The organism is Spirosoma agri, from assembly GCF_010747415.1.
In the GTDB taxonomy this organism is placed as follows: domain Bacteria; phylum Bacteroidota; class Bacteroidia; order Cytophagales; family Spirosomataceae; genus Spirosoma; species Spirosoma agri.
The window spans coordinates 1-20,687 of sequence record NZ_JAAGNZ010000007.1; the positions used below are offsets into that span (position 1 = coordinate 1).

A 20,687-nucleotide genomic window follows, 5' to 3' on the forward strand; every position below is an offset into this window, starting at 1 on the left:
TTTTCGACCTCGCCCTGGATGGCTTCGTCAAAACGATCGCGCGGGATAGCAATAGAAAAACCGGGTTCAATAAAGTCAAACGTAGCGTTATAGATAACCTGTGACGTAAGCGCAATTTTTAACTCTTCGGCTGCGGCCAGTAACGTATGTCCGGTTTCGTCTTCCAGCACCTGCAACAAGCGCCGATATCGCTTTTTGTCGTGCGACTGGTGGAGCAACTGCCGAATTTGCTGAATTACTTTGGGTGTATACAGAAAGTTGACTTTGCTCCACTCGGCCAGATCATGAAATGGTTTTAGAGGCACTTCCAGCTGTTTATCGCCGTAACGACTCCGATAACCCAGCTCCGGCATGATCGCGGCTAGACTTAGTTCTTTGTCGAAATCATTACCCCCAATCCGGACACCGGTATTAGCCAATATGTCCGATGACCGATCAGGCTTCCGGATGTTTTGCTTGGAAAGTTTGATCACCGTAAAATCCGACGTACCTCCGCCTAGATCGGCAACGATCGCCAGTTTCTCGCTGCTCAATCGTACTTCGTGCGCAAAGGCGGCAGCGATGGGCTCAAACTGAAAGTCGATGTGTTTGAACCCAATCCGTTGCGCAATCACCTGCAATTCGGCCTGGGCTCTGGCGTCGGCGGCAGGGTCGTTATCGACAAAGTGGACGGGTCGACCCATAACTACGTGTTCCAGTTCCTGACCGGCAGCCGAGTCTGCTTTGTCCTTGATCTCCTTCAAAAAAGACGTAATGATCGTAGCAAAATTCATGGATGCGCCGTTCACCAGTGTCCCCTGCTTCATCAGCGAGGTACCCAGTACGCGTTTCAGACTCCGCATAAATCGACCATCCTGCCGCTCGAAAAAGGCATTAACGGCTACCCGGCCGTAGAACGCTTTGTTATCAACTCGCCGGAAGAAGATAGCACTGGGAATGGTCACATGCCCGTTCTCGACCGGAACAAGGTTAATCGCACCATCATTGGCAATGGCTACGCTTGTATTTGATGTTCCAAAATCAATTCCGCAAGAAATAGTATTCATCCTGTTAGCTCAACGTTCATCATGCAAAAACGCTGCTAGGTCAGGCGTTAACCACCAGCCGCTTACACGCCTTTACCGAATAAAAGGGCGTAAACTTACTGCAAAAAGTTGGTTTTAGTATAGCGACTTCGTTTGCTTTTGGATTGACGGAGCGCGTAACGCGGATGGAAACCCGCGATTCCCAGCCAATTGTCGCGGGTTTCCGCCCACGTTACGCGCTCCTGTAGAAGATGTTTACGCTTATGGGTTTACTCCCAGGTAAACTTGAGCAGCGATACGCCTTGCCGGGGTAAGGAAAAGTTCAGGGTAGTTTCCCCACCTGTCGCGGTCACTGGTTTAGGGGCAGAAAACTCTTTCAACTGACCCGCTTTTTCCAGTTTAGCCACCTGCTCGGGCGTCGGATTTTTGGGCGACCCCATAGTCTTCCAAACTTCATACGAATTGCTGAATTCCTTATCGACGCGGTAATGATGAACCGTAATTTTTTTGCTGGGCAGTCCTTTCACCTGCACGGATATAGGTGCATTGGGCGCAGGTACGTTATCGTCGTGGTAATTCCAGACCATCACGGCGGCTGATTTAGCGTCTTTAGAGGCCAAGGCATTGATGTCAGCTTCGGCGCGTACGCTCTCGTCGCGAACACGGACGTAATCGTATGCCAGACCACTTTTCACGTCGACCCGCGTTCCGGGCATCATACCAAACATACGGAATACGTTCAGGACCGGCTTGTCGACGCCGTTGGTAGCCAGATCGCGGAATCCCCGGAACCAGGGCTGATCCTCGAATTCAAAGGCCCACGTAACGGCACCCGCAAGATTAACACCACGCGATTGCGCCAGATCGTATTTGCGGGCGAACGAAGCTGCCGTATAGCTCGAATACATGGTGCCATTCCGGTAGGCGTTCTGCGGACTAAAATCTTCCGAGCAGGCCGCACACCCTTCCGGATCCGACTCGCCGATGATGATTGGTAAATTTTTCAGGCTTGGGTACGATGCGACAATGTCAAACCCTTTGTCAATATCGCGTAGCTGCGTACCCATGTTCATCTGCACGTGACCATCGACCAGCTTCGGTGCGCCTTTGGCATGGAACGTAATGAAGTCGATGGGTGTACCAACCTTTCCGGTTACGTAGTTCTTACCGTTGACAACGTGGTCCATGAAGGCTTTGAAGAACTTCTGAGACCCGGCACTTCCCGGCCCTGTTACTTCGGGACCGCCCATTTTAGCCGTCGGCAAAGCCCGTTTTACCGCATCAGCCGTGTAATCATACAGTTTGATGTATTCTTCCGTCGTGCCTTTCCAATAGCTGATGTTCGGTTCGTTCCAGAGCTCCCAATACCAACTCTCCACCTCTTTCTGACCGTATTTCGCAACAGAATGCTTCACCCACTGGTAGACCAGTTCGCTCCACTTCGTATAGTCCTTTGGCGGATAGGCCCAGCCCAGGTAAATATCGTCGTAATTATCACCGGGTTTCCAGTGATGCCGGTACGGTTCAGGTTTGGACGAGAGTGCCTGTGGCATGAAACCAATCTGCGCGATGGGTTTCATGCCCCGCTCGATGAACGTATCAAAAATCTTATCAACAATGGTCCAGTTGTAAACCGGCTTGCCGTTGGCGTCTTCGGTGTAGGCATTGGTAGAACCCCATTTAAGGGCGGCTTCCCCATCGCCGGTAACCAGTAAACTATGAACCCGAACATAAACCGGCACTTTACTTAACTTGGAAATCTCCGTCAGCAATTTCTTACCGTCTTTCATGTAGGTATAGTTCGGCTCATCGTAGCCAAACCACGCCCAGATTGGTTTCAGCGGACCCTTTTCGTTCGCCAGATCAACCTCAATCTGTGTGGTTTTGTCGGCACTGGGCTGCGCCAGACTATGGATGCTGTGAAGGAAACTAAGCGCAAAAACGCCAACCGTCATACGTGTTAACCAGGAACTACGTTTCAATCGATTCATAGGGAAAAGTTAAGTGATGGGTACGAGTGGCAATTGACCAATTGATCAAGCCAAGTTAGTAAACGAAACCTGGGTTCAATTATACCCTATCAACGCCTAGTTCAGCCCAGAGAAAAGGGCATTTATCCACTTTTCGTTTTTCACGGCTTCCGAAATGGTAGCTACGTTCCGCAATGACAAACGCTACTGAGTATACTACTCCACGCCGAAACGGAGTTTTTACCTTATGAAATCGTTCAAAAATCTTGTAAACTGGTCATCGATGAGTTAGCCTTGCTTGAAACCAGTATCAACAACTAACATTGACGTATTTATGGGGACAGACGTTCTAGACGAGGGACCGTTCTATCATGGAACGAAAGCGGATTTGCAGGTTGGCGATTTGCTGACAGCCGGGTTCGAGTCGAATTACAAACCTGAACTCATAATGAATCACATTTACTTTACTGCTTTAGCTAACGGGGCAGGGCTTGCTGCGGCCCTGGCCAAAGGTGACGGATGTGAACGTGTTTATATCGTCGAACCGATGGGATGCTTCGAAAATGATCCTAACGTCACGGACAAAAAGTTTCCGGGCAATCCGACACGCTCCTATCGCAGCCGGGAACCCTTGAAAATTGTTGGCGAATTAACCGATTGGGTAAGGCAAACGCCAGAAGAACGCCAAAAATGGCGCGAACGACTAGCGGTTATCCGAGCCGATTTGAACGCAGAGATTATCAATTAATTTGTGCCTGGGCGAAACCAGGGTATGGCTCCGGCAGCCCGATAGATTTTTAGGTCATATCCTTTTGCGACAGCCACAACATAGAGATAACAAGATTTTCACAGGCCCATGGATACCCTAAAAGCGAAAGCATTTACCATTTCACTGGCTTACGTAGGCATTGGAACACTGGCACTGTTTATCGTAGGAACTAAGTCGATCATGCAAAATGAGCTGGCTTCAATCCTGATTCCTATCATCACTATCTTAACCTTACCGGTCTGTTTTTTAGGGTTTGGCGTGTTGTACGGCGGAGAAAATAATGAGTGGATTGCCTTACTGGTTCAGCTGATCGTGTTCATACTATTCTGGCAGATGTTGACTAAATACATGCTAAGCAGAAACAAGTATGCAGACACTTACACAGTAGACAGGGGTACGCGATTCGTAAAAATTGCAGGAATTACAGTACTGTGTTGTCTGATTGATGGTATAGCGCGCAGCTTATTACCTGGTTGGGGATTGGATCATAGAGCCTGGTTGTATTACACCCTGTTGATTCTAACCGTGGGAGACATTTTCTACTACCTACTCTTCGTCGTTGCTTTTGAGCTGATTAACGCCCGATTTAATAGGCGTCAATCGACCAGGTTTTCCATTAGCATCAGCTTTGTACTGGCCGTCGTATGTTTCTTTCTCTTTAGCTCATTACGGTTTTGGACGGTAGAGCAGAAAACAATCATGGGATTTACGTACGGATTAATTGGCATCCTGTACGGCTATCTCTACGCTCATTGGGTGCCGGCAACGAGCCACTCCGATTGACTGTAACCAGCATACATACGTCGATTCAACATGAGGTACTACTTTACACAGGTGCTGGTTTGCTTATCGTCACCCTCGCGGAGGTCCTAAGCGTTAAACCGATCGCCAATTGAGCTTACGAACAAATTGGCCGAAATGGGGCTTAGTAACACAATTGTACAGGGATTGCGACCGGAAATAGATTACTGAGTCAGTGAAGCCTATCTGTCCCAAGCTTAAATGGGTACTAGTGCGCTATTGACCACTCGTTCGCTTCCTTCATGGGTACAACACCGTTATGAATTTTGATACGATTGACTACCTGAGCGAAGGCACCCCAAGACAACGGGAAGCCTACAGGATTCTGACGGAACACGCTATTCTGACCAAGCTGGAATCATTTACACCCCTGCTGGTGGGCACCATTCCGATCAACATTGACATCGAAACCAGCGACCTCGACATCATTTGCCGTTGGGTCGACAGACATACGTTCATAACCGTTGTCCGGGACAGTTTCAGTGGAGAAGATGGTTTTAGTATACGGGAATCGGCAGAATCAGGAAAGGAGGTCGTCGTCGCTACGTTCCGGATCGATGGCGTTGAGATCGAATTGTTCGGCCAGAACGTTCCTACTCATCAACAAATGGGGTACCGACACATGCTGATCGAACATAAACTGCTGACAGAACGGGGTGAACCATTTCGGCAGGAGATTCTTGCCCTCAAACGAATGGGTTACAAGACTGAACCAGCGTTCGGCAGGGCGCTCGGACTTCAAGGAAACCCTTACATTGAACTACTCGCTTACGAATCTGACCCTTCGTCTCCTGACCGTTCGTAATGCCAGTACCCACATCAACCAGATGGTGCGTTCCAGCCCGTTTGCCACTAGATTCATAGCCCAACAAAATTCCGTTTTCTGTCATTCCAGGACCAGGATGTCAGGATGACAGAAAACGGAATTGATGATCAAGCGACTAAATGCTAACTTATCCAGCGTACACGTTCACGTTCATTCGCTATTGATCTTAGCCGTGCTGGCCGTGACTCCGTTTGACGGGTCTGGTTGATGCCCATTGAGGCATCATCAGAACGGCTATTTTGAGGTTGAGACTTCCTGCTTGTTAGCAACCTGTTCGCGGACCGCCGGTGCTATTTTCGTGCCGAACAATTCGATAGCACGCAACACGTTTGCATGGGGCAATTGTGGGCCACTGATCAGTTGAGCCAGATAGCGGGTGTTCTGAAACAGATCGTGGAAGTGTACTATCTTACCGATAATTTCCTGAGGACTCCCCACCAAAAGCGGGCCGTATTGGCGCATGTACTCGAACTGTTCACGGTTGAGTGGTGGCCAGCCGCGCTCACGACCAATTCGGTTCATCATCGTCTGGTACGTCGGGAAAAACTCATCCGAAGCCTGCTGTGAATCATCGGCCACGTAAAAATGGGAATTCATCGCCAACGGTAACTGACTGACATCGTGCCCCGCCTTAGCTGCGGACTGGCGAAACAAATCTACCAGCGGTACGAACCGGTCGGGCGTACCACCCAGCATGGCCACCGTCATCGGGAGGTTCATTTGACCGGCCCGCACGGCCGAAGCGGGTGTTCCGCCCACGGCCAGCCAGATTGGAATTGATGGTTGATAAGGTCGGGGATAAATGCCCAGATTGTCGATGCCAGCCCGATGGTGGCCCTGCCAGCTTACGCGCTCCTGCTGATTGATTTTTACCAGTAAGTCGAGCTTCTCGGTAAATAGCTCATCGTAGTCGTTCAACTCATAGCCAAACAATGGGAACGATTCGATGAACGACCCACGACCCGCCATGATCTCGGCTCGGCCCGCCGAGATTAAATCCAGTGACGCGAAATTTTGAAATGTCCGCACGGGATCAGCCGAACTAAGCACAGTGACCGAACTCGATAAACGGATGGTCTTGGTGACACTTGCCGCAGCCGCTAGAATCACTTCGGGAGACGATACCACAAAATCGGGCCGGTGGTGTTCACCCAGCGCAAATACGTCTAGTCCTGTCTGGTCGGCCAGTTTAATTTCTTCCAGCAGCTGCTGCATCCGTTGGTATCCATTGGATGCTTTACCGATCAGGCCATCGGGGGTAACGTCGCCAAAACTACTTATTCCTAATTCCATGTCTATTTTTCAGTAAAGGAGTCTGTTTGTATTGCTGGTTCTTATTCCCTTGTTTCTTTATCCAATCGGTGGGGATTCTGAAAAAAGCCCAAACAAACCGGTGTGTAACTGTAATGAAGAACCTAAAAAAAAGTCAATTTGTATCCCCACACCGTCAAAAAATACAACCACGCTGACGGGGAGTTCGTTCTGACTGGCTAGTTCAGGTCGTTCTGCGTAATGAACGTAAAGAAAACTCAAACTATTTCCAGCGTTCGGTTTCCCAGTGCAAAGTGCCCTTGGTGTGAACCACGGCTTGCATCGTGTCGGCAGTACAGCCGGAAAAGAAGGAGCGCATCTCAGCGTGATTCAATGCGTTTTTCTTTGCAGCTTTGTATAGTCTATAGGCATAGAGTGACGTAACGCTTGGTGCTGCGTATTTTTGGTACCAATGCCCAATTCCAAATCAATAAAAATCTGGTATGAGTGAGCACGTCGATGCCGATACAGCCCTGGAAATAGAACGGCTACAGCTTGCGTTGCAAGCGGCTCATGTAGGTACCTGGGATTATAACCTGGTAACAAACTACGCACTATGGTCACCAATATGTAAACAACTATTTGGCCTGTCTCCTACTTCCACTGTGTCGGCAGCTGTTCTTCTGGACCAGGTCCACCCTGATGATAAAGAACGGGTCGCTCAGGCAAATGCGCGCATCCTTAGCCCGCAAAGCGATGGCAACCACAATGTCATTTTCCGAACGATAAACGGGCCTGATACTTATCGCTGGGTACAGGCGAAGGGCCGTACGATTATCAACCAGCAAGGTCGCATCGTTCGCTTCAGTGGTATCGTTATTGACATCACGGAGTTGAAACAAGCCCAGGAAACGATCAGGCAAAGTGCCGATGTACTGGAACAACGGGTTCTGGAGCGTACCAAAGCACTGAACGAAGCTAATCAGCAACTAAAGAAATCGAACGAGAACCTTGAAGAGTTTGCCTACATCGCATCGCATGATTTGCAGGAGCCGCTGCGCAAAATTCAGACTTTCGGCGATCTGCTGAACGAGAAATACGCACCACATCTGGGTGAGGGAGTCGCCTACCTGGAACGCATGCAAACCGCTGCCCGCCGAATGTCGAATCTGATCAAAGATCTGCTGATGTTCTCGCGCATCTCGAGTCGGCAAAGAGCCACGATGTCCGTAGGCTTGACCGAACTTGTTCAGTTCGTTCTTCAGGATTTAGAAATGACCATTGAAGACACGAAAGCGACCATACATGTTGACCCACTACCAACGGTGCAAGGTGATCAGTCGCAATTGGCACAACTCTTTTTAAACTTATTGAGTAACGCCATCAAGTTTCATCGGGCAGGCGTTACGCCGTTGATTACGGTAAAAGCGACGGTCGTAAACGCAACGGAATTGCCGGTCTCCGTTTGGCCTGCCCGGGTCGTTGATAGCTATAATTGTATCGAGGTGTCCGATAACGGTATCGGGTTTGACGAGAAATACCTGGATCGAATTTTTCAGGTATTTCAGCGGTTGCACGGCAAAAGTGAGTACGCCGGTACGGGCATCGGATTAGCCATCTGCGAGAAGGTAACGGCTACGCACGGGGGTGCTATTACGGCTAAAAGTCAACTAGGTCAGGGAACTACGTTCTGCATTTACCTTCCGGTTTAGCCCCATCGGCACAGCGTTTCCCGGCTGACTACCTTGCTACCCAAAAGATCGACTGCCAACTTACTCATTGGCAATACACTGTCACTGTTCAGGTATTGCTTTTTGTTATCAGCAGTTCCCCGTACCTACCTACACTATGAACGCACCGACTGCCAATCACATTGAGTTGTTTCGTTACTTAAGAACACTCATCGATACTACCGAAAACGATCGCAGTGCTTACCCTCAGTTTGCCCTGGTCGAAGCCTACTGGCACATTGGTCGCATCGTGGTTGAAACGGAACAGGATGGGGCAGAACGGGCCGATTATGGCATCCATTTGATCGAGCAGTTGTCACAGCACCTGTCGGCAGCATTCGGAAAAGGCTATAGCTTACCAAACATGTGGCGCTTCAAACAATTTTATTTAGCCTTTCCAATGCCGGCTGCCCATGGAAACGCGTCAGTAGATTTGAGACAGTATCTGCGCACCGAACTGACCTGGTCGCACTATCGCCTGTTGATGACCATCAAAAACAGGCAGGAACGGGCTTTCTATATCCAACAGGCCGCCGATGATCGGTGGACGGTTCGGTTCCTGCAAAAATTAGTTCGATCCCGGTATTATTACCAGGCGGCACTCGGTGAAGAGAGCCTGTTGTCTAGCCCTAAAAAAATCGTACAGTATGCCCCTATTCCGATGGCTGACCAACAACCAACAAATTACCGAACACGGTTGGCCGGCATCCGGAAACTTATGCTGGAACGGTACGTCGGTTATGCCTTTGTTGCGCAACGCCAGTTTGTTAGTGTGCAGGGAACGGAACAGTGGGTTGAACTTGTCTTTTTCCATATCGTTCTACAACGCTATGTCCTGATCCAGCTCGGCGAACACACACCATCGAGTAGTGCCTCGTTTGCGCAGTTGGTTGACGCCTACATCACTAAACAACCGCCTACACTAACGAAGTCGCCGATTGGCTTATTGATTGATCAGCAGGGAGCCGTGAACGTGATTTCAGCAAGTTTTGAGATGGGCCTGCCAGCCGATGAGCGTGCCCTGTTGCCCCAAACGCTCCGGGAATAGCGTCTTTCTTAGTCCAACGGATTTTGCCTGAACCGGTTAGCCTGGCTCAGTATAGACCAGTACTTCCTTACCGTCGATCACATCCATATCATACATGTCCTGTTGCAGCATCCAGTCGAGGTAATCCTCAAATTTTTCGTGGTCAGTGAGTCCTTTGGCCTGCAATGTGTCAAACTGTTCGCGCAGAACGTGAAGCGGGATTGTTTCAACGTTCGTTTTTTTCTGACCTGGTTTCGGTGCCGGGTAAGCCGGATGATTGGTTTGCCAGACCAAAAACTCCTCTTTGAGCTGATCGCTCATCAACGCTTTATAAATCGCACCGGCCAGCGATTTGAGCCGGCCTTTATTTTTGGCTTCCTGGTAGTAACGAATCACAAAGCGTAGATATTCCTCCTGAAGCAGCTCTTGCTGGTAACGCAGTTTTATATCGTTCAGCGATTTAAGGCTTATGCCAATCTCCGTGAGGGTTTGCTGTGTGCCCTCAGGTAGTTTGATATCATCCTGTTTAACAATGGCAGGGCGCAACAAATGAAAAAGAAGGGCGCTGACTGCCCGACCCTCTTTTACCTGCTCATACTCAAACGACATATCGGTGGCACTCAATTCGTGTTTGGCAATGTCAAGAACGTATCGTTTGAAGTCGGCAAAATTCTGATACCGCTGTTCGAGATTCAGCGTTTTTTTCAGCGATGCCAATTCCAGTTTTATCGTATCATGGTGAAACGTCGCTGATTTGAGCAGCCAGTACAACCGGTAGGAATAAAAGCTCCGGAATCCTAATAGAGTTTGAATCTCGGCAACCGTAAAATTGCCCTGAAGCTCCAACAGATAGGGTTTAGTGAAATTATTGAACTGAGCGATGAGGTACCCCGAACCTTCTTTGTAGCGGCAGGTCGCCATGAGTGGATTACTCACTATTTCCCGCCGGCCCTGCTCATCGATCGACTCGACATGAATGACGCGACCGGCTAACCGCACGACGGCCTCCCGGATCTGGGCGTATGCCTTTCCACCTACTTTCTCGTCGGGGTACAGTTCTGAAACAGGAATACGACAAAGCAAAAAATCTTTATCCTTCCGATCGATTCGCCCGAGCAGACAAACGAAAAGACGTGATTCCAGCAGAGACATTTCGTAACGGGCGCGAATCAGATCATTGTGCTGGGCAACCATACTGTCTTGCCTGAGTTGGCGAGACGTAGCCCGACGATCTGCTTCCAAAAACTCGGAGTCATTACTGAATAGCTCGGTCTGCGAATCCGATGTCTTTACGTTTTTGGCCATACGAAAATGGTCTTTTTACAAAGCTAAAAAATCCCGCCGAGGAAGCAACCATTTACTAAACTGGTCCACTTTTTTCTTGATTCCAGCCCCCAACATGAAGGCTTCCGGGAAATTGCGAGTAAAAGCCCGTCAACTAGCCGGTAAGTACCCACAGATATGTCCGAAATGGCAACAGAGAAGGGCCGAAGTAGCAAAACGAGCGTCATTGACGGTACTTTCCTCGCAATTGAGCGCGCACAAACGACGCTATTCGTATCCACATGTGGCAAGCAACCGTTTGACGGTACTTTCCTCGCATCTCGCTGCCGTCCTGAGTTGCTATCTTGGCTCGCTTACCATAATGTGGATAACTTTTTACAAAACCAGGTACTATACAGATATTATTTATTATTTTTATTGTAAATGACGGTACTTTCCTCGCAATTGACGGTACTTTCCTCGTAGTGACGGTACTTTCCTCGCAATTAACGGTACTTTCCTCGCAATTAGACGGTACTTTCCTCGCAATTGACGGTACTTTCCTCGTAGTTAGACGGTACTTTCCTCGCAATTAACGGTACTTTCCTCGCAATTGGGGTATACAAATACTTAAAAATCAACTAGTTAGGGAGCCCCTAATAGTTAATAATTATAATCTTTTAAATGCTAAGCTAATTAAGCAAATGGCAAGGCACTTTAAATTTTTGTTTAAAAAAAAAGAGCTTTACAGGTAAACTCCTCCGGGGCCTGTTTGAATCGGCTTAATGGTTTCTTCCGTGACGGTACTTTCCTCGTAGTTGACGGTACTTTCCTCGCAATTACGAATCGATTCGGATTAGTGCTTTCCAAGTTAATTCAAAGCTGAGGCTCGATCGACTTTCAGGCAGGTCCAGCCAAGCCAGCTCCTCTATAGTTTGGTACAGATTAGCTAGGAGTTGCTGCTCGTTTTGCAAAAATTCTCGCTTAGCATGTGGTGAACGAAGAACTACGACCAACAGGGTGTTCGTTTGCGATTGTACGCCAGACCGCCCGGTGAAGGTCACATAAGCGTTCGCCCTGTACTGACGGCTTCCAGAAGGCAATGTTGTCCAGGCTGAGTCACCCGCTTTCGAGGACGCTATCTGACACAAGCTGTGTTTACCTTACGACTGGAGTAGTAAAAATCTACCGAATCGATTGCTTCGACCAGTTGCCAGTGCCAGCGTATGTGGTACATCGAAAAGTGATTGCGTTCACCATGATAAGGCTTGGCTGAAGCAGGCACTATCGACCAAGCTAAAATTCGTAACGTGAAAGTGGTAAGAACGGATGATTCAAATGCGGTTTGTACGAATCACAACCCGGCTATGGAGAATTCGACAAGCGAATCGATTAATTGAGCCTGACGGCCACAAGACGGCTCAATGATGTCTTCATATGGATCAGGCCCGTTTGTTGCGTTACAGCGGCACTAAACGTCTTCCAGGAGCATCTTGGTATGGTTTAAGAAGACGTTGGCAGCATCTTCACACTTGCTGGACGTAAAATGACTCCATATCTGGTGTAGCAGTGCGAACCTGATCGGCTTCAGGAGCAGGAGTTGAACTGTGACATTATCTGCGTTTACTGCCTGATTTTATATCTGTTCGTTCGCAAAATGGGCACGTGTCAAAAATTTTTGACACGTGCCCATTTTGCGTTGTAAAACAAGATAGACAAAAAAGAAATTCATTCTAAAGTTACGCGTGTCCTGTAAAAAAGCCAACAATCAGTTGTCGACCTTCTTTTGCCTAACAGAATGATCTACAGTAATTTATAGACATTTGCTTCTTGCAGAGAAATGAAATCATAGAAAGATTCATCGATCTCCTGATCCATGCCTCTCAACGCTTGCCAGGCCTCAACCAGGTTATTTCGCAGCAAAAATCGGCCAGATATGCGAACCATAAGATCGCCTGGCTGGTGCGTAGGAGCTGCGTTTTGAAGTTGGGTAATGTACGCTTGCTTGATCAGCGATGCATTGTTCTTGCTTTTTTTCGGTGTCTTGGGCTCATTTGGCGCTTCTTTAGCCAGTGAAGCGCCAATCGTTTCGGCGGTCGCAAGTATTTTTCTGGCGGTGATACTCTTGCCGGTCACCTGCTGCTGCCTGACCACTTCATCCCACACTTTCCGGCGTTTTTCGGGTGCGATTTCTGCGAGGGCACTGGCATGCGATTCTTTTTCGGGAAGGACAAGGGAATGTGTATTCAGATCTGCCGAGGAGTCGGCTTCGTAGTCGTACGTAACGTTGCCCGCGTGGTCGTCGGAGAGATCCTGCACAACCTGAGCCGCATCCATGAGCTGGTATGCACGTTGACGACCGAGACCGAAGCGGTCTGCTACGTATGCTTTTATGGAAAGATGGGAGCCCCGATAAAGCTTCTTTTGCCGGATCTCTAGTAGGGCAGAACCAACTTGCAGAAACGTATCAAGACCTGTTTTGATAACAGTCTCAAGCGCGGTTAGCTCCTGTTGTTCGGCTGGATTCAGGGGCGTTATTTCCAGCACGGAATCCTCGTAATTCAGGCTCATAACGGCCATCGAGGTAGCGTCTGTATCGACAGGTGGCGTATCGCTTTCGTGTAAATCGGTTATAAACGACGAAAAAGTCTTTTTTGCCATGCTTACTGTTGAATCAGGGTAGGAGATTGGGACTGGTTCTTTTCTACGTTATGGATAATTTCTTCAACCAGCGCAGAAAAATCGATGGCACCGTTTGACTTCGGTTTGTAGTCGAAAATGCTTTGGCTCAGAGCCGTGCATTCCATCAGGCTGGTATTCTGACGGATCTGCGTCTTGAAAACGTTGATGTTTTTCTTCTCTAGTGCTTCCGAAATCTCCCGACCGAAAACGGTGTGCTGACTGAACTTGTTTTTCAGAACACCCAGTAACTGCACCTGAGCACCCGCATCCCGACGTAATTTCGATACGGCAATGAGCATTTCGTCCAGGCCTATGTACGCAAAGTTCTCGCCCTGCATGGGAACAATGTAATAATCGGCGGCAACGAGTGCATTCACGGTCAATGCGCCCAAGCTGGGGGGACAATCAACGATGATGTAATCGTAACTATGTCCGTGCTCGTTGAGGGCATTTCGAAGGGCAAACATGAGGATGGCATTCGCGTTGATGACGGCTTCGGCCCGTAGCATTGTGCGAGCTGACGGCAATAAATCCAGCCGAACACTGCCGTACTCATTCTCAATTTTTCCCTCAAGCAAAACCTCCTGCCATTCCATATCATCCATCAGGAGATGACCGACATGTTTCTTCACGTTCCGGAAACCGGCCCAAATGCTCAGGTTGGCTTGAGAGTCCAGATCAATCATCAATACATCTTTGCCAATCCTGGCCAGACCAGCCGCGACGTTTAACGCAACCGTAGTCTTCCCCGTACCGCCTTTGTTGTTGGCAAAGGCGAGCACTATTGGTTTTTTCGTCATAATTCGTGTCATCGTAAAACCTGGGTGGTAAAGTTACACATTCGGGTTTACTCATACAGCCAGAAAGACAAAAAGGGTGATGTGTCAAAAATTTTTGACACATCACCCTTTTTGGCAATTCGTTTCCATGTTAGACAGCAGTATGGATTACCTGTTGCGTAGGGAAACTGACAAACTAAAGAGGTGTCCAGCGTTCGTAAATCAAATCTTCAGATAAGAAAGTAGCAGTAATTCCGTGATTTGTGCCCGCTGACATCCTGGTACCAAATTAGCTCCGACGCACATTGTGTGGCTCCCGGTCTGATGCTCGCAGATAAACCCTGCGTTAAGCCAAAGCTACTCCTGTTTACGTACTGATATACCGAAATCGCTCAGATTAAATAGGTACTAAGAATACGCTGAAAGAATAATACTATAGAAATACTAGAGTAAAACTCAGGTAATGTTAAAAGGCGTCCTTTGTGCTTTTCAAATCGATTTATGAGAATTTATCCTTTCGTATTTCTTGGGCGTGAAAAATGGCTCATCCTACCCGTTGGTAATTCGATAATTGATTAATCATGAGGATATTACTCTTCATGCTGGCTTGTGTAGCTGGGGGACTTTCCAGTTCCTGGCTAGCTGTAAAAATGAGCCTAACCTCAACCATGACCCTGGATTCTCTTGGTGCCTGCCAGGGGGTAAGCTGGCAAAAAAACAAAGCTTATCTATATGGTGATCGCGAAGTGGGAGTCATTCGGACATACACGGCAGGTGAAAACAAACTAACATACACAGGGCAGGAAATCAGATTAACCCAACAGGGTAAAGACGTCATTAATCATCCAACAGGTATAGCGTATTCAGGACAGGGACCCACCTTCATTGGCAATAGCATCCGCCTGAATTCAGAAGGGACTAAATGGCGGGCGGTCATCTATTCCGTAAACTGGAACGGGCTACTCAGAACTGGTACACTGGATGGCAATCTGCTGAACACGATCGACGATGATGCCTGTATTCAGGGCACTCGTCCCGAATACGTTCGCTACCAGAACAAGTGGTATGTAGCAACAGCCGATTACGGCGAAAAGGGAAACGAAGTACGACTTTATGACCCTGAACGCTTAGCGACGGCGAAAAAGACCAATGAATCGGGCGTTGTGGTCACGAAATTTACGTGCTCACCCTGGGTTCAGAACCTGCACTGGATAGCTTCAAAAGGAGTCCTGGTGCTTGTTCAGAATCAGCTCGGAGGTCGGCGCTGGCGCTTTACATTCCTGGATCTGAACAAGTCCATTGCGTCGGGCCATCAGCACATAATCCGTGTCATCGATTTTGACAAAGCCGACGAACTGGAAGGATTTACGCTGCTTACTGAACAAACGAAGGGCCTGGCCGTAACCTCGTCGCGGACCAATAATGTGAGTTTTGTCAACCTTGACTGGTGAGTACGGTTTTTTCTTCTCTTAAATACAACCCCTATGATTATGAAACGCTACTCAATGACATTGAGTCGGTTACTGATTTGCCTGCTACTAGTGGGCAGCGTAGTACCCAGCTCGTCAGCACACGCTGCCGGGCGGGTAACCCGGTGGTTCTTGATCCATGCTGCCCGACTGACGGGCACAGTAACGGACGAACAGAACCAGCCGATTCCCGGTGTTAACATCGTCGAGAAGCAAACCCGGAAAGGCACGGTTACGGATGCGACCGGGCAGTTTACCCTCGACGTAAATCCTGGTTCAACTCTGGTGTTCTCATCCGTTGGTTTTGCTACGCAGGAACTAGTCGTCGGTTCCCAGCAGACGCTGACGGTTAGGCTCAGGGAGGATGTTAACCAGCTCAACGAAGTCGTGGCGGTTGGGTATCAGACCCTGCGAAAAAGCGACGTGACAGGGGCGATTGCCAATGTGAAAGCCCGTGAATTGAACGTTACCGCGCCAACGCTCGGGCAGGCACTGGTCGGCAAACTAGCGGGGGTGCAGGTATCGCAGACGGGTGGAGCACCTTATAACACAACCAAAATTCGCGTGCGGGGCATCGGGTCAATCAACGCCAGTTCCGACCCGTTGTACGTGATTGATGGCTTCCCGGCTGGTAATGATGTATTCATTAATCCGAACGACATCGAGAGCATCGACATCCTCAAAGACGCGGCTTCGGCGGCCATTTACGGATCGCGGGCGTCGGGTGGGGTGGTTATCATTACGACCAAACGGGGTAAAGACGGAAAAGGTAAATTCGATTATGAGTATCAGTACGGTGTCAATCAGCTGGCTAAAAAAGTAGACCTGCTGGATGCCAATGGGTTTGCTCAGCTGATGATCGATGGCCGTAACAACGCCTACCGCGACCTGGTGCAGAACAGTGGCAAAACCTGGGCCGACGCCATGTTCTCGGACGATAACGCTACCCGGATTGCCAAGGTTGGCAATGCCAGTTCGGTCAGTATCCCAACGGACATTTATGACTTCGCCAACCAGAAACTGATTACGCCCAAATACAATACCGACTGGCAGAATGCACTCTACCGCAATGCGCCCATGAGCCGCCACAATCTGACGTTTTCGGGAGGCAACAACGGTCTGCGCTACCTGATTAGTGGCAGCTACCAGAATCAGCAGGGAATCATTGTGGCTACCAGCCAGGAGCGGGTGAACTTTCGGGCCAATATTGACGGCGAAATCAGCAAGAAATTTAAAGTGGGGGCCAGCCTCTTTGTAACGTCGAATAAAAACCGCGAGGTACAGGAAGGTCGGTTCAATCAGGGACCGATTCTGGGTGCGCTGATTATGCCACCAACGTTTCGGGCCTACGATGACAACGGAAATCTGGTGAAGAATGAAGTGGCTGCTCAACAACCTGTCTATGGCTACCAGACCATCGAGAACCCGGTGGCCCTGGCCATGGAAACGAACATCAACCGCCGGGGCTTGCGGGGGACGTACAACGGTACGGCCAGCTACGAAATCATTCCCGGTCTGGTCGCCAAAGCCAATCTGGGCCTACAGACCTACAGCGAAAAGTACGAGTATTACCTGCCTACCAGCTTGAGCAATGGTAATAATCCGCCGTATTCGCCCCAGGCCATTGCAGCCGCGACCGCTACGGCTCTGACGCTGAATACCCAGAACGTACTGGCCGAATTTACGGCAACGTATACCAAGCAATTGGGTAAGCACAGCCTGAACGGATTGGTGGGGTACACGGCCCAGAAAACGAACCTCGACCAGATCAGCGTGTCGGCGCAGGGGTTTCAGAACGATGCGGTGCAGGAAATAACGGCTAAAGGAGCCGATCCAACCAACTTCTTTCAAAGCAATACGACCAGCAGCGTTGGCTTTTCCGGCACTGGCAAACAGGAAGAAACCCTGCTGTCTTATCTGGCCCGTGCCGAGTACAACTACGATGGTCGGTACTACCTGACTGCGGCTTTCCGGACCGATGGCTCGTCACGTTTCGGACCGGCTAACCGCTGGGGTAATTTCCCATCGCTTTCGGGGGGCTGGACCATCTCTAATGAACCGTTTTATACCGACTGGCTCGGCGCAGCTTCTACCCTCAAACTACGGGGCAGCTGGGGACTGACGGGGAACTACAACATTCCGCTTTACGGCTACCAGCAAACGATGGCTAGCCCAACGGGGGCTGTATTTGGCTCGGGCACGATTCAAACCGCCTTTTATTCGGGGGCGCTCAAGGACCAGAAACTGGGCTGGGAATCTACCTCGCAGTTTAACGTCGGTCTTGATGTTGGTCTGTTCAACAACCGGCTTCTGCTGATTGCCAATGGCTACCTGAGTAACTCCTATAACCTGCTGTTCAATCAACCCGTTTCGGCTATTTCGGGCGCGACGAGCATTCTGACCAACCTCAGAAATTCAAAAATCCAGAATAAAGGTATCGAGTTCCAAGCCGATGGACGGGTTCTATCGACGCAGGATGTCAAACTGAACCTGAGCGGCAACATTTCCTTCAACCGCAACAAAGTACTGAACATGGGCGGGGCCAACACGATTCTGGTAGCGGGAGCCGAGCGGTCGTACATCACCCACATCACGCAGGAAGGCCAGCCAGTCGGTATGTTCTACGGCTTCAAGGTGGTGGGTATGGTTCGGCAGAAGGACGTAGATAACATTGCCGCCGACAATGCAGTCTACAACGCAGCTACTCAGTCGTTTCCGGCGGGTTATGTGCTCAAAGGCCCCGCGCGCTCAACTGCATCGACGAATCCGCTTCGTCCCGGCGATCTGATCTTTCAGGATGTCAACGGTGATGGTGTTGTGACGGATGCCGACAAGCAGGTGATCGGTACACCTTACCCGAAGTTCACCTATGGCTTCTCGCTGAATGCCAGTTACAAAGCGTTCGACGCCAATGCGTCCTTCAACGGGTCTTACGGCAGTCAGGTACTCGACGGACAGGACTATTACGTTTACAACATGGAAGGATCTGGTAATCAGTACGCCAACGTCGTGAATCGCTATCGGTCAGAAGACCAGCCCGGTGATGGACAAGTGTATCGGGCGTCGCGGGGTGGTACGCAGAGCAACAGCACCCGACTCTCTTCTTTCTATTTGCAGAATGGCTCCTACCTCCGTTGCACCAACATTACGCTGGGCTACAACCTACCCGTGGCAAAGCTGACCAAAGCGAAGGTGAGTGCTCTTCGCCTGTATGTAAACGTGAACAACGCCTTCACGCTGACCAAGTATAAAGGCTACAATCCGGAAGTCGATTATAACAATGGCGCAAACCTTTCACCGGGTGTCGATTACGGAAAATATCCGCTGGCTCGGGGCTATAATATCGGAGCAAAACTCTCTTTTTAAGCCAGCGTATCGCCGGTCAACTGTCACAATTAGCTGTCAAAAAAACATGAAGCATATACCACTAACCCGATTTATTCCTGCGCTGCTGCTAGTGCTGCTGGGTGCGTGCCGTCAGGATTTTTTAGTTGAAAACAACCCGAACGCCATCATCACCGCCGATTATTACAAGACGGAAAACGATGTGCTGCTTGCCCTGAATGGGGTTTATCAGGCGCTACGGGACAACAGCGGAGTGGCCGAAAACAGTGGCCTCTACTCCGAAGAGCGCTCCGACAATACGGGGCGTAACGACAACCAGTCGAATGCAGGAGAGCCATTCCAGTTCAACGCGTTCGCCATTCTACCGAGCAATTCGTACCTGCAAACGCATTGGAACTCACTCTATCAAACCATTACACGGGCTAACTATGTGCTGGCGGGTTCTGAGACGGTAACCTACACCAAAGCGGAAACCAAATTGCAGTATCAGGCGGAAGCCAAGTTTATCCGGGCGCTGATCTACTTTAATCTGGTGCGGAAGTGGGGCGATGTACCCCTGGTGACAAAACCCCTCACAACAACCGAGGAAGCGGCCGCGAACACATTCCGGGAGAAAAAAGAAAAGGTGTACGAACAGATCGTGGCCGACCTGACCGACGTAATCAACAGCCCACTGCCCGATATACAGTCGGCGGCCAACAAAGGGCGCGTATCGAAAGTGGCGGGTAATGCGCTGCTGGGTCAAGTGTATCTGACGATGGCTACCACGCTCGATCAGGCAAACCGGAATGCCAATCTGGCGCAGGCCAAAACGTTTCTGACCAATGCGTACAACAAACGGACATTTGGTCAGCTGAAGGAGATTGCCTACGCCGATGTGTTTGACGTGAGTAAGAAAACGACTAATCCGGAAGCAATTTTCCAGATCGTGTACAAACAGGGTGACATCAACTATGCATCAAGCATTGCCTTCAACAACCAGGCACAGGGCGAAACGATTAACTCGCTCAGAACGACGACGGGAGTGGGCGGCAACGTCACGCCCGACTTGGTGAAGGACTACGAAGATGGGGATATTCGAAAAGATTTCTCCATCAAATACGCCAACGCGGCCGTGGTGAAAGATTATTTTATTACCAAGTACAGAGATGCCAGCTCCACCGCCGGAACGAGCGGGTACGGGGGTAATGAATGGCTTTTGATCCGCTATGCCGATGTTATACTGATGCTGGCCGAAGTGAATCTGTATCTGGGTGATGAAGCAACGGCTATAGGTTTTCTGGATCAGGTACGGGATCGGGCCAAGTTGCCCCTGTACAGCGTAGCAAAAACGAACTCGGCTTACAGTGCCAAATACCCAACGCTCAAGCTCGCCATCCTGCACGAACGACGCGTTGAACTGGCCTTCGAAAATCAGCGGTGGTTCGATCTGCTGCGGTTCTTTACACCCACCGAACTGGTCACCTACATTCGCTCAAAAAGTCAGGCCGATTTTGGTGTAGCCCAATTGACGAACTTCGGAACGAAAGACTACTACTACCCAATTCCGTTCAACGAAGTGAAACTGAACCCGACCGGTATGTATCAAAACCCAGGGTATTAATGTTCAGTCCTGGTGCTAAGTGAAACGTCAGGATTTGTCAGTCCCCACAAAGGTCGTCGCCGACTATGTGGGCTGACAAATCCTGACGTTCTTTTGACTAATGGGCTAGAGAGTGTATTGCCGTAGCCTCCTCACGGCTATCTACGC

The 20,687-nt window shown here is 49.6% G+C and carries 14 protein-coding genes; 8 read left to right on the plus strand and 6 right to left on the minus strand.

Annotation, left to right across the window (positions count from 1 at the left end; all coding sequences use genetic code 11):
• Positions 1–1,046 (minus strand): Hsp70 family protein (locus tag GK091_RS27485; protein ID WP_164043954.1); only part of this gene is annotated, 1,046 nt, incomplete at its 3' end.
• Between the two features lie 248 nt (positions 1,047–1,294).
• Positions 1,295–3,016, minus strand: coding sequence for a GH39 family glycosyl hydrolase (locus tag GK091_RS27490; protein ID WP_170312816.1), 1,722 nt, complete (start codon positions 3,014–3,016; stop codon positions 1,295–1,297).
• Between the two features lie 313 nt (positions 3,017–3,329).
• On the opposite strand from GK091_RS27490, the gene arr reads away from it, so the two are divergent.
• From arr to GK091_RS27505, 3 genes are all read left to right on the plus strand, one after another.
• On the plus strand, positions 3,330–3,743 hold the full coding sequence (arr, locus tag GK091_RS27495) for an NAD(+)--rifampin ADP-ribosyltransferase (protein WP_164043955.1): 414 nt from the start codon (positions 3,330–3,332) through the stop codon (positions 3,741–3,743).
• 108 nt (positions 3,744–3,851) lie between these two features.
• The gene (locus GK091_RS27500) at positions 3,852–4,547 is read left to right on the plus strand and encodes a hypothetical protein (protein WP_164043956.1); all 696 of its coding nucleotides are present in this window, start codon (positions 3,852–3,854) and stop codon (positions 4,545–4,547) included.
• Between the two features lie 277 nt (positions 4,548–4,824).
• Positions 4,825–5,370 (plus strand): DUF4269 domain-containing protein, encoded by a 546-nt coding sequence (locus GK091_RS27505; protein ID WP_164043957.1) that lies wholly within the window; start codon positions 4,825–4,827, stop codon positions 5,368–5,370.
• Positions 5,371–5,625: 255 nt separating this feature from the next.
• Here the strand turns inward: GK091_RS27505 and GK091_RS27510 are convergent, their stop codons facing one another.
• Positions 5,626–6,684, minus strand: a complete 1,059-nt coding sequence (locus GK091_RS27510) for an LLM class flavin-dependent oxidoreductase (RefSeq protein ID WP_164043958.1) — start codon at positions 6,682–6,684, stop codon at positions 5,626–5,628.
• A gap of 461 nt (positions 6,685–7,145) precedes the next feature.
• Between GK091_RS27510 and GK091_RS27515 the strand changes: the two genes are divergently transcribed.
• Together GK091_RS27515 and GK091_RS27520 are read left to right on the plus strand one after the other, a co-directional pair.
• Complete coding sequence (locus tag GK091_RS27515; protein WP_164043959.1) at positions 7,146–8,354, plus strand: sensor histidine kinase; 1,209 nt, start codon at positions 7,146–7,148, stop codon at positions 8,352–8,354.
• Positions 8,355–8,490: 136 nt separating this feature from the next.
• Positions 8,491–9,420: a PDDEXK nuclease domain-containing protein gene (locus GK091_RS27520; protein WP_164043960.1), complete on the plus strand. Its 930-nt coding sequence runs from the start codon at positions 8,491–8,493 to the stop codon at positions 9,418–9,420.
• 36 nt (positions 9,421–9,456) lie between these two features.
• Here the strand turns inward: GK091_RS27520 and GK091_RS27525 are convergent, their stop codons facing one another.
• The 3 genes from GK091_RS27525 to GK091_RS27535 form a co-directional block, all read right to left on the minus strand.
• A complete protein-coding gene (locus GK091_RS27525; protein ID WP_164043961.1) occupies positions 9,457–10,704 on the minus strand; it encodes a replication initiation protein in 1,248 nt (415 codons plus the stop codon).
• A gap of 1,761 nt (positions 10,705–12,465) precedes the next feature.
• Complete coding sequence (locus GK091_RS27530) at positions 12,466–13,323, minus strand: hypothetical protein (protein WP_164043962.1); 858 nt, start codon at positions 13,321–13,323, stop codon at positions 12,466–12,468.
• Between the two features lie 2 nt (positions 13,324–13,325).
• Positions 13,326–14,156, minus strand: coding sequence for a ParA family protein (locus GK091_RS27535; protein WP_246202452.1), 831 nt, complete (start codon positions 14,154–14,156; stop codon positions 13,326–13,328).
• Between the two features lie 548 nt (positions 14,157–14,704).
• On the opposite strand from GK091_RS27535, the gene GK091_RS27540 reads away from it, so the two are divergent.
• From GK091_RS27540 to GK091_RS27550, 3 genes are read left to right on the plus strand one after another with little or no spacing between them, the layout of a single operon-like run.
• Positions 14,705–15,574, plus strand: coding sequence for a hypothetical protein (locus GK091_RS27540; RefSeq protein WP_164043963.1), 870 nt, complete (start codon positions 14,705–14,707; stop codon positions 15,572–15,574).
• A 39-nt stretch (positions 15,575–15,613) separates the two neighbouring features.
• Positions 15,614–18,958, plus strand: coding sequence for a SusC/RagA family TonB-linked outer membrane protein (locus GK091_RS27545; protein WP_164043964.1), 3,345 nt, complete (start codon positions 15,614–15,616; stop codon positions 18,956–18,958).
• 46 nt (positions 18,959–19,004) lie between these two features.
• Entirely contained in the window at positions 19,005–20,540 is a 1,536-nt protein-coding gene (locus GK091_RS27550) for a RagB/SusD family nutrient uptake outer membrane protein (RefSeq protein WP_164043965.1), read from the plus strand.
• Positions 20,541–20,687 lie beyond the last annotated feature (147 nt).

What these genes read in the sequence shown, in the direction of transcription:
- GK091_RS27525 (WP_164043961.1), bottom strand. Translation starts at nt 10,704, where the DNA reads ATGGCCAAAAACGTAAAGACATCGGATTCGCAGACCGAGCTATTCAGT.
- GK091_RS27550 (WP_164043965.1), top strand. Translation starts at nt 19,005, where the DNA reads ATGAAGCATATACCACTAACCCGATTTATTCCTGCGCTGCTGCTAGTG.
- GK091_RS27540 (WP_164043963.1), top strand. Translation starts at nt 14,705, where the DNA reads ATGAGGATATTACTCTTCATGCTGGCTTGTGTAGCTGGGGGACTTTCC.
- arr (WP_164043955.1), top strand. Translation starts at nt 3,330, where the DNA reads ATGGGGACAGACGTTCTAGACGAGGGACCGTTCTATCATGGAACGAAA.
- GK091_RS27515 (WP_164043959.1), top strand. Translation starts at nt 7,146, where the DNA reads ATGAGTGAGCACGTCGATGCCGATACAGCCCTGGAAATAGAACGGCTA.
- GK091_RS27510 (WP_164043958.1), bottom strand. Translation starts at nt 6,684, where the DNA reads ATGGAATTAGGAATAAGTAGTTTTGGCGACGTTACCCCCGATGGCCTG.
- GK091_RS27520 (WP_164043960.1), top strand. Translation starts at nt 8,491, where the DNA reads ATGAACGCACCGACTGCCAATCACATTGAGTTGTTTCGTTACTTAAGA.
- GK091_RS27535 (WP_246202452.1), bottom strand. Translation starts at nt 14,156, where the DNA reads ATGACACGAATTATGACGAAAAAACCAATAGTGCTCGCCTTTGCCAAC.
- GK091_RS27545 (WP_164043964.1), top strand. Translation starts at nt 15,614, where the DNA reads ATGAAACGCTACTCAATGACATTGAGTCGGTTACTGATTTGCCTGCTA.
- GK091_RS27505 (WP_164043957.1), top strand. Translation starts at nt 4,825, where the DNA reads ATGAATTTTGATACGATTGACTACCTGAGCGAAGGCACCCCAAGACAA.
- GK091_RS27500 (WP_164043956.1), top strand. Translation starts at nt 3,852, where the DNA reads ATGGATACCCTAAAAGCGAAAGCATTTACCATTTCACTGGCTTACGTA.
- GK091_RS27490 (WP_170312816.1), bottom strand. Translation starts at nt 3,016, where the DNA reads ATGAATCGATTGAAACGTAGTTCCTGGTTAACACGTATGACGGTTGGC.
- GK091_RS27530 (WP_164043962.1), bottom strand. Translation starts at nt 13,323, where the DNA reads ATGGCAAAAAAGACTTTTTCGTCGTTTATAACCGATTTACACGAAAGC.